11 protein-coding genes, 1 pseudogene and 1 riboswitch are annotated in these 9,203 nt (G+C 66.5%); of the genes and pseudogenes, 4 read left to right on the top strand and 8 right to left on the bottom strand.

All coding sequences use genetic code 11. From position 1 onward, the window contains the following. The 3 genes and pseudogenes from Q7T84_RS13375 to gcvT all read right to left on the bottom strand — a co-directional run. Window positions 1-428: pseudogene (locus Q7T84_RS13375) on the bottom strand (glycine dehydrogenase); the annotation flags it as partial. A gap of 94 nt (window positions 429-522) precedes the next feature. After that, a complete protein-coding gene (gcvH, locus tag Q7T84_RS13380) occupies window positions 523-888 on the bottom strand; it encodes a glycine cleavage system protein GcvH (RefSeq protein WP_304809707.1) in 366 nt (121 codons plus the stop codon). A 14-nt stretch (window positions 889-902) separates the two neighbouring features. Then, entirely contained in the window at window positions 903-2,015 is a 1,113-nt protein-coding gene (gene gcvT / locus Q7T84_RS13385) for a glycine cleavage system aminomethyltransferase GcvT (protein WP_304809709.1), read from the bottom strand. A gap of 161 nt (window positions 2,016-2,176) precedes the next feature. Then, window positions 2,177-2,270, bottom strand: a riboswitch (glycine riboswitch). A 126-nt stretch (window positions 2,271-2,396) separates the two neighbouring features. On the opposite strand from gcvT, the gene Q7T84_RS13390 reads away from it, so the two are divergent. After that, a complete protein-coding gene (locus Q7T84_RS13390; RefSeq protein WP_304809711.1) occupies window positions 2,397-2,837 on the top strand; it encodes an SRPBCC family protein in 441 nt (146 codons plus the stop codon). A gap of 6 nt (window positions 2,838-2,843) precedes the next feature. Here Q7T84_RS13390 and argS read toward each other — a convergent pair whose 3' ends face one another. Beyond that, on the bottom strand, window positions 2,844-4,679 hold the full coding sequence (gene argS / locus Q7T84_RS13395; protein WP_304809713.1) for an arginine--tRNA ligase: 1,836 nt from the start codon (window positions 4,677-4,679) through the stop codon (window positions 2,844-2,846). Further along, window positions 4,676-5,362 (bottom strand): Tat pathway signal sequence domain protein, encoded by a 687-nt coding sequence (locus Q7T84_RS13400; RefSeq protein WP_304809715.1) that lies wholly within the window; start codon window positions 5,360-5,362, stop codon window positions 4,676-4,678. The genes argS and Q7T84_RS13400 overlap by 4 nt, the downstream gene beginning before the upstream one ends. Before the next feature lie 127 nt (window positions 5,363-5,489). Here Q7T84_RS13400 and ispH point away from each other — a divergent pair, with 127 nt between their 5' ends. Next, a complete protein-coding gene (ispH, locus tag Q7T84_RS13405) occupies window positions 5,490-6,452 on the top strand; it encodes a 4-hydroxy-3-methylbut-2-enyl diphosphate reductase (protein ID WP_304809717.1) in 963 nt (320 codons plus the stop codon). On the opposite strand, the gene Q7T84_RS13410 is transcribed toward ispH, so the two are convergent. Both Q7T84_RS13410 and Q7T84_RS13415 read right to left on the bottom strand, forming a co-directional pair. Beyond that, the gene (locus tag Q7T84_RS13410) at window positions 6,442-6,840 is read right to left on the bottom strand and encodes a type II toxin-antitoxin system death-on-curing family toxin (protein WP_304809719.1); all 399 of its coding nucleotides are present in this window, start codon (window positions 6,838-6,840) and stop codon (window positions 6,442-6,444) included. The genes ispH and Q7T84_RS13410 overlap by 11 nt on opposite strands. Continuing rightward, entirely contained in the window at window positions 6,837-7,064 is a 228-nt protein-coding gene (locus Q7T84_RS13415) for an AbrB/MazE/SpoVT family DNA-binding domain-containing protein (protein ID WP_304809721.1), read from the bottom strand. Before Q7T84_RS13415 ends, Q7T84_RS13410 begins: the two co-directional genes overlap by 4 nt. Before the next feature lie 94 nt (window positions 7,065-7,158). Between Q7T84_RS13415 and thrB the strand changes: the two genes are divergently transcribed. Beyond that, window positions 7,159-8,124 carry a homoserine kinase gene (gene thrB / locus Q7T84_RS13420; RefSeq protein ID WP_304809723.1) on the top strand — a complete coding sequence of 322 codons (966 nt, stop codon included), beginning with the start codon at window positions 7,159-7,161 and terminating at the stop codon, window positions 8,122-8,124. Then, entirely contained in the window at window positions 8,121-8,564 is a 444-nt protein-coding gene (gene rnhA / locus Q7T84_RS13425) for a ribonuclease HI (protein WP_304809725.1), read from the top strand. Before thrB ends, rnhA begins: the two co-directional genes overlap by 4 nt. Before the next feature lie 95 nt (window positions 8,565-8,659). Here the strand turns inward: rnhA and Q7T84_RS13430 are convergent. Continuing rightward, a partial coding sequence (locus tag Q7T84_RS13430) for an NfeD family protein (protein WP_304809727.1) occupies window positions 8,660-9,203 on the bottom strand: 544 nt, incomplete at its 5' end.

Here is a 9,203-nt window from a genome sequence, read left to right on the forward strand (position 1 = left end):
GCCTCGGCGCAGGCTGTGGAGCCGTCGTACATCGAGGCGTTGGCCACATCAAGACCGGTCAGGGCCGCGACCTGGGTCTGGAACTCGAACAGCACCTGCAAGGTGCCCTGGGCGATTTCCGGCTGATAGGGCGTGTAGCTAGTCAGGAATTCCGAGCGCTGGATGATGTGGTCGACCGTCGCCGGCACGTGGTGGCGATAGGCGCCCGCCCCGCAGAAGAAAGGCCCTGCCCCGGCCGGCCGGTTCATGGCCGCCAGTCCGGCGAGTTCCCGCTCCACCTCAAGCTCGCCCGCGTGCAGCGGCAGGTCGAAGAGGTCACGACGACGCGCGGCCTCCGGCACATCGGAGAACAGATCGTCGACCGAGCCGACGCCGATGGTCGCCAGCATTTCGGCACGGTCGGCGGGCGTAAGGGGCAGGTATCTCATCGGGATTACTCTCCCCGCCCGCCCCGGCAAGAGCCGGGAGCCAGGCGGTGCGTCAGCTTGGACCCCGGCTTGCGCCGGGGTGAGCGGTGAAGGATCAGAGGCTCTGCAGGAAGTCTTCGTAGGCGGCGCGATCCATCAGCGCCTCATATTCGGCCTGGTCGGCGATCTTGATCTTGGCGAACCAGCCGGCCTTCTCGGGCTGGTCGTTGACCGTCTCCGGCGCGTCGCCCAGGCTGGCGTTGCCTTCGATGACTTCGCCGGTCAGCGGCGCATAGATGTCGGACGCCGCCTTGACGCTTTCGACGACGGCGAGGTTGTCGCCGGTCTTCACGGCCTTGCCAGCCTCGGGAACCTCGACGAACACGACGTCGCCCAGTTGCTCAGCCGCATAGGCGGTGATGCCGACAGTGGCCACGTCGCCCTCGAGGGTGACCCACTCATGATCCTTGGTGAAACGCATCTGGGTGGTCCTTCTCAGAGCTTGCGGACGTAACGATGGGGAACGAAGGGCATGGCCGTGACCTCTGCGGACTGCGGCTTGCCCCGAACGATGACTTTCAGCTTCGTGCCGGCGACCGCCAAGGCGGGCGGAACGAAGCCCATGGCGATCGGCTTGCCAAGGCTAGGCGAAAAGCCGCCGGAGGTGATGACGCCGACCACATTGCCCGCTTCATCGGCGATCTCCGCACCCTCGCGGGCCGGGGCGCCTTCCAGCACGGTCAGGCCGACGCGCTTGCGGCTGGCGCCCTCGGCCAGCTCCTTGGCGATCCGAGCCGCGCCCGGGAAGTCGCGCGCCTCACGGCGCTTCTTGGAGACCGCGAAGGCCAGGTCGGCTTCGACCGGGCTGACCGTGTCGTCCACGTCGTGGCCATAGAGCGGCAGGCCCGCCTCCAGGCGCAGGCTGTCGCGGGCGCCCAGGCCGATCGGCTTGACCCGCTCATCGGCCAACAGGGTGTTCCAGACGCGCTCGGCCTCGGTCGCGGGGATCGAGATCTCGTAGCCGTCTTCGCCGGTATAGCCGGTGCGCGAGATGATGACGTCGGTCCCGAACGCAGTGATCGACCGGGCGTCCATGAAGACCATGGTCGCGGCCTCCGGCGCATGTGCGGCGAGAACCGCGGCCGCCTGAGGACCTTGCAGCGCCAGCAGCGCGCGGTCTTCCAGGCGATCGATCCGAACCTGTCCGGCCAGTTCGTCGTCGATGACCTTGAAGTCGTTGTCCTTGCAGGCGCCGTTGACCACGACGAACAGGCCGTCCTCATCCGGCCGGGCCGCCATCAGGTCGTCGATGATGCCGCCCTTCTTGTTCAGCAGGACGGAGTAGCGCTGCTTGCCGCGCTTCAGGCCGATGAAGTCGCCCGGCGTCACCTCCTCGAAGGCCGAAAGCGGCGAAACTCCGCGCAGGCGGGCCTGGCCCATGTGGGAAACATCGAAAAGCCCCGCATGTTCGCGCGTCCAGAGATGCTCCTTCATCACGCCGTCCTTGTACTGGACAGGCATGGAGTAGCCCGCGAAGGGAACCATGCGCGCGCCCGCCGCAATGTGGGCGGCGTTGAGAGGCGTGGTCTTCAGGTTGTCGTCGGACAAGACAGGACTCCAGCTGATGATCTGGCGAGCGCGCGGAGATGCTCTCCGCGACGTTCGCGCCCCCGCTGTCCTTGGGCCTGAGAGATTTCAGGCTGGCCACCGGCCAACCCCTCGCTCCTTCGGCGAGCGCAGGAACCCCCGCGCTACTTTCCAGCGTTCATCAGCTCGTCGCGGTCCTTTTGCCTGAGCGTTTCCGGGGCGGTTGCGCCTTCGGCTCCGAGCCCCGAAAGGCCCGATCTCTCCCGCGAGAGTCGGCGCGAAACTCTTCGATCACCGAGGGGGAGTCAATCTGCAAACACCGTTCGCCTGACCTGTTCCGAAAACCGCCAGCCACCGATGACCGGCGGGGCGATAATTTCGGCTGTTCCAGGAGGATCGCCCATGTCCAAACTTGATAGCCCTGCTCCGCCCGACGCGGTCACGATCGGCAAGACCTTCGTCGTCAATGTACCCGCAGATCAGGTCTGGGCCGTCCTAAGCGATGTCCATGCCCTGCCCACCCGCCTGGCCGCCGGCTTCGTGACGGATAGCCGCAGGGATGGTGACGACCGTCTCCTCACCTTCGCCAATGGAATGGAGGTCCGAGAGCGAATTCTCGCCGTCGACGAGGCGCAAATGCGCGTCGTCTACAGCGTGATCGGCGAAAAGATGAACTTCCACCGCGCTAGCGCCACCGTAACGACCAGGCCAAACGGCCAGACGCAGTTCACCTGGACGGCGCAGGTGTCGCCGGCCGAACTCGCGCCCGGGATGGACGATATGATGGAAGTCGGCGCCGCGGCCATCAAGCGTACGCTGGAGGCCGCGGCTGTGGGGTCGTAGCCTGAACTACATCCGCTCGGGGGCGGCGATGCCGAGCAGGTCCAGCGCCTGTTCCAGCTGACGCAGCGTCGTCTGGGCGAGCGCCAGACGGGAGGCCTTCACCGCCGGCTCCGCCGAGAGGATCGGGCAGGCCGCGTAGAACTTCGAGAAGGCCTGGGCCAGCTTGTAGGCATGCTCGGCGATGAAGTTCGGCGCTTTCTTGTCGTAGGCGTCGATCAGGGCCTGCTCGAAGGCGTCGAGCAACAGCACCAAGTCCCGCTCGGCCGGCTCAGACACGATGATCGGGCCAGCTTGCGCGCCCGCCTCGGCGGCCTTACGCAGCACCGACTTCACCCGCACCGCCTGGTACAGGAGATAGGGGCCGGTCTTGCCCTCGAAGCTGGAGAAGCGGTCGAGGTCGAAGACATAGGACGTGCCGCGGAAGTTCTGCAGGTCGGCGAACTTCAGGGCCGCGACCGCGACCTTGTTGGCGGTGTCCTCGAAGGCGCCCGGATCAAGCTCGCTGCCGAGATCGGCCTCGTGCAGGCGCTCACGCGCCTTGTCCCGGGTCATGACGATCATGTCGTTCAGCTTCAGCACCCCGCCCTCACGGGTCTTGAACGGCTTGCCGTCCGTGCCGTTCATGGTGCCGAACCCGACGTGCTCCAGGCTGCCTTGCTCGGCATAGCCGGCCAGATAAGCGGCGCGGAACACGATCTCGAAGTGATCGGCCTGCCGCTGGTCCACGGCGTAGAGGACGTAGTGCGGATCAAAGGTGTTCTTGCGGTCGAGGATGGTCGCCAGATCGGTCGTGCCGTACATGGCCGAGCCTTCCGACGAGACCACCAGCAGCGGGTCCGGGCTCGGGACCACGACCACCGAACCGTCCGGCAGCTTCTTCTTCTTGGTCTCGTTCGGACCGGCCACGTGGACGATGCGCGCGCCCTGATCCTCGACCAGCAGGCCCTTGGCCTCCAGGTCGGCGACCATCGGCGCGATCAGTTCATCGACGTCGCTCTCGCCCTTCCAGAGGTCGAAGTCCACGCCGAGCGCGTGGAAGTCGCGCTCCAGCGCCACCTTCGTCACCTTGGCGAAGTGCTTCCAAATCAGGAAGTAGCCGGGCTTGCGCCCCTGAAGTTCGGCCGTCAGCTTTCGGGCGCGGTCACGGTAGTCAGGCTCGGTCTTGCCGCGCGCGGCGGCCAGCGGATAGAGCCGGTCAAGGTCAGCCAGGGTGATCTTGCCGTCGAGCGCAGCGAACGTCGCGGCCTCGTCCTGCGGCGTGATTTCGGACTTGGCGTTCAAATCCTCCATCATCGCGCGGATCTGCGCGTCCTCGTCCATGACGGCGCCGATCAGCAGGCCCATCTGGTAGCCCCAATCGCCAAAGTGGGCGTCGCCCACCACGGTGTCGCCCCGGAACCGGTAGATGCGCTTGAGCGATTCGCCGATGATCGAGGAGCGCAGGTGGCCGACGTGCATCGGCTTGGCCACGTTCGGCCCGCCGTAGTCGATCAGGACGCGGCGCGGCTGCGCGACCGGCGGCGCGCCCAGTCGCGGATCGGCGGTAATCTCGGCCGCGCGTTCCGACAGGGCGGCGTCGCTGACCCGCAGATTGATGAAGCCAGGCCCGGCGACCTCCACCGAGGCCAGACGCGGATCGCCAGCCAGATGGCTCACCACTTCGTCAGCGATCTCACGCGGATTGCGCTTGGCGACCTTGGAAGCCGGCAGCGCGCCGTTGCATTGGAAGTCGGCCAGGTCAGGCCGGTCAGACGGCGTCACGCGGCCAAGTTCAGCCGGCAGTCCCGCCGCGGCGAAGGCGGCGGCGACCGCTTCGCTCAGGCCCGTTTTAAGGTCACTCATTTGGGTTCGTTGGCGTTCCCGGCCACGGCCGTGCCGGCGTTCAGCCGGAAGCGCTTACCGTCGCGGTTGAAGGCGGCCATCTCCGGGGTGACGTCGAAGCCGACGAGAATCTCGAAATTGGCGCCGCTGGTGGTCGCCGTGGCGCGCGGGATCATCACTTGGCCAATCTTGTCGGTGGCGTAGACCCGATCCTGCCCGGCGGCAAAGGTGACCGGCAGATCGAAATACTGCTTGGCCAGAACCGCGTCGTTGCGCTTCGTGACGGCGACCCAGTAGCGGTAGTTCTTGGTGGAGGCCTGGGCCTGCGGGCCGCGGCCCAGTTCGAACAGAACCTCCATCGTCACCTTGATGGGCTCGTCGTCCTTATACTGGCAACCCGCCGAGATGCCTTGGATTTCGCCGGTGTAGGCCACGGCGTTCGACGCCTCGCGGCCGTCCTTGAACTCGACATAGCGGCCGGCGTCGTAGAGCACCTTCACATAGGGGCACGGACCGGCGTTGCGCAGCTGCGGCAGCGGCGCCTGGACGTCGCTCCACTCGGATTCGCGCTTCTTCTTTTTGGCGGCGTCCTGCTCTTGCTGCTGCTGTTCGCCTGGGCGGCGTTGCTGGGCCGAGGCGATTTCAGGAGCCAGTGAGCTGGCCATGATCAAGCCGGCGGCGAGCAACAGCAGAGGGCGGCGCATTTGAGGTCGTCCAAAACAAGAGGGCGCGGGCCGATATCAGCCCTCGCGTGCGTTACCCTACTAATGGCTATCGATTGAGGCCGCAACGCGGCTGGCGGTCCGGCCGCTCAGCGCTTACCTTGGCGCCATGTTGCAAGAGCCCCGCCCCCGCCGTCCCCTCAAGGTCTTGCTCGCCACCCCGCGCGGCTTTTGCGCCGGTGTCGATCGCGCCATCCAGATCGTTGAACGGACCATCGAGAAGTACGGTGCGCCGGTCTATGTGCGCCACGAGATCGTCCACAACCGCCACGTCGTGGACCGGTTGAAGAGCCTCGGCGCCATCTTCGTCGAGGAACTGTCAGAGTGCCCGACTGATCGCCCCGTGGTGTTCTCAGCTCACGGCGTGCCCAAATCCGTCCCGGCCGAGGCCGCCGGCCGCCAGATGCTCTATCTCGACGCCACCTGCCCTCTGGTCTCGAAGGTCCATGTCGAGGCCCAACGCCACTATGACGCCGGCAAGGAAATCGTTCTGATCGGTCATGCCGGCCACCCGGAGGTCGTCGGCACCATGGGCCAATTGCCGGAAGGCGCCGTGGCCCTGATTGAAACCGTCGAGGACGCCCGCGCCTTTACGCCCAAGGATGCGTCCAACGTCGCCTTCGCCACCCAGACGACCCTGTCAGTGGACGACACCGCCGAGATCGTCGCGGCCCTGCGCGAACGGTTCCCGGAGATCTCCGCGCCGCACAAGGAAGACATCTGCTACGCCACCACCAACCGCCAGGACGCGGTCAAGGTGGTCGCCAGCCGCGCCGACGTGCTGCTGGTCCTGGGCTCGGCCAACTCGTCCAACTCCGTGCGGCTGGTCGAGGTCGGCAAGCGTTCGGGGGCCAAGGGCGCCTATCTGATCGATGACGCCAACGGGCTTGATCTCGCCTGGCTGGACGGCGCCGCCACGGTCGGCGTGACGGCAGGCGCCTCGGCGCCGGAAGTGCTGGTCCAGGGGGTGATCGACCGCCTGGGCGAGACCTTCGACGTCACCGTCGAGGAAGTCGACACGGTCCGCGAGACCGTGAGCTTCAAGCTGCCGCGGGCTTTGGTCAGCGAGTAAGCGACCGAGCTCTAACCCATTCGGCAAGCTCGTCGACGTCTCGGTTTCCCGCGGCGACCGCTAGAATCGTGAGCGCGGCGTCCGCTTGATCGGCGACCAGCCGACGTCCATTTTTTAGTAGGAACAGACCAGCTGCAAGGTACGCAGCACGCTTGTTGCCGTCCGCGAATGGATGGTTGCTGGCGAGCGCCACCGCATATGTCGCCGCGAGGATGCAGATGTCATCCGCGCCTTCGTAACGGAAGCGATTGGCCGGGCGCTGGAGCGCGGACTCCAACAATCCTGCGTCTCGCAAACCTGGCGCACCGCCATGCAAGGCGATGCTGCGGTCGTGAAGGACAATCAAGCCTTCCTGGGTGATCCAACGCGGCTCGGGCGCTTTGCTCACTTGGCCAGAGCGCGGAACGTGTCGCGATACTGAGCCATGAACTCCTCACCCATCGCGATCTCTTCGGCCACCTCGGCGCTATAGGCCGAGAGCCGCATTTCACCGCCCGCGCCATCGGTCAGATAAACCGTATCGCCCTTTTCGACGCCGAGTTTGATGAGCGCCTCTTTTGGCAAGATGACGCCGACTGAGTTTCCGACCTGGGTCAACTTCAGAGCGATCATTGTGGCCTCCGAGCAAAGCGCCATCACGTTATAACGATTGTAATACCAGAAGTCGACTTGACCGCCCGCCCGGCCTCCCTCATCCCGGTCGCACATGGCCGTATACACAGACATCACCGACGAGGAGCTCAACGCCCTCCTGTCCGACTTCGATCTCGGCGCGCCATTGGCGTTCAAGGGGATCGCCGAAGGCGTGGAGAACTCCAACTTCCTGCTGGAGACGCAGGCCGGGCGCTTCATCCTGACGGTCTACGAAAAGCGCGTCCGCGAAGACGAGCTGCCGTTCTTCCTGGGGCTCACCCGCTGGCTGGCCCAGCATGGGTATCCGTCGGCGACGCCGATGATCGACAAGGCCGGCGAAGCGCTCAAGCGCGTGCGCGGCAAGCCCTGCGCGATCTTCAGCTTCCTGCCTGGCTTGTCCGTCCGCCGCCCGACCGCGGCTCATTGCAAAGAAGCCGGCCAAGGCCTCGCACGCCTGCACCTCGCGGCCGAGGGCTTTCCGCTCACGCGCGCCAACGACCTGGGCCAAGAGGCCTGGGCGCCGTTGTTCGACACCCTGCGCGAGGCCGCGGAGAACCTGAAGCCCGGCTTGGCGGCGGTGATCGAAGGCGATCTGGCCCACATCGCCGCGCACTGGCCCACGGACCTGCCGCGCGGCGTGATCCACGCCGACTATTTCCCGGACAATGTCTTCTTCCAGGGTCCGCTGTTCGCCGGCGCCATCGACTTCTATTTCGCCTGCGTGGACCAGCTGGCCTACGACATCGCCGTGACGTTGAACGCCTGGTGCTTCGAGGCCGACGGCAGTTTCAACATCACCAGCGCCCGCGCCCTGCTGGCCGGCTATGAGGCCCACCGTCCGCTGACGCCCGCCGAGCGCGCGGCGTTGCCGGTGCTGGCCCATGGCGCGGCCATGCGGTTCTTCCTGACCCGGCTGCATGATTGGGGCGCGACGCCCGCCGGAGCCCTGGTGCGTCCCAAGGATCCGTTGGAGTACGAACGCAAGCTGGCCGTTCATCGCTCCGCGCCCGACCTCGTGCTGCTGGGCGAGGCTTCGTGACCCCGCAGGTGGTGATCTATTCGGACGGCGCCTGTTCGGGAAACCCTGGCCCCGGCGGCTGGGGCGCGGTGATGATTTCGGGCGAGCATGTCCGCGACATCTGCGGCGGCGAGCCGGCGACGACCAACAACCGCATGGAGCTGATGGCCGCCATCCAGGCGCTGGAAGCCCTGAAGAAGCCCTGCAAGGTCGAGCTTCACACCGACTCCACCTACGTGATGAAGGGCATCTCGGAGTGGATCCACGGCTGGAAAAAGCGCGGCTGGCTGACGGCCGATAAGAAGCCGGTCAAGAGCGACGATCTCTGGCGGCGCCTGGACGTCGCCCGCGGCAAGCATGACGTGACGTGGAAATGGGTGAAGGGCCACTCCGGCCACCCGCTCAACGAACGCGCCGACGCCCTGGCTCGGCGCGGCCTGAAGGAAGCCCTCGCAGCCTGAAGCTCGTCGCGGACGCCCTGCGAAAGGGCTTCACCGACAACGAGTCTTGTCAGGCCTAGCCGTCCTGCGGTCGCTGCGGACCTTCCTGGATGAGATCAGCGGATCGGCCGAACCAACAGCCGTGTCCCGGCGCTGAGGCCGACGACTTCGACGACCTCTTCGATCTCGAGCGGCGCGGCGTCCTGCGATTCCGCCGCCCACTCCTTGCCGTCGACCATCACCCGCCCGGCGCCGCCGACAAACGCCGTGGCGACGCGGCCGCGATGGCCGACCAGCCTAGCGACATTGTCGTTGATATCGCTGGCCCCCTTCGCCTCGCGCGGCCAGAACCGCCTCGCCGTCAGGGTGGTGAGGATGGTCAGGGCCGCGAACAGCCCGATCTCAAGGGCGCTGCTATGGGTGAACAGGCTGACGAAGGCCATGACCGCGGCCGAGGCCGACGGCCAGAGCAGCCATCCCGACCCGGCCGCGACCTCGAAGGCCAGGATCGCCGCGGCGATGGCGATCCAGACCCAGAAGGTGTGCGCCCCATAGAAGTCGACAAGACCGCCCATCGGATCAGGTTCCGGTCGGCGGAACGGCCGGGCCACGCGGCGCGCGCGGCGGCGTGGCGGCCGGCGGCGCTCGGACCGGCGCAGG

It is taken from the genome of Phenylobacterium sp. (assembly GCF_030654915.1).
Taxonomy (GTDB): domain Bacteria; phylum Pseudomonadota; class Alphaproteobacteria; order Caulobacterales; family Caulobacteraceae; genus Phenylobacterium.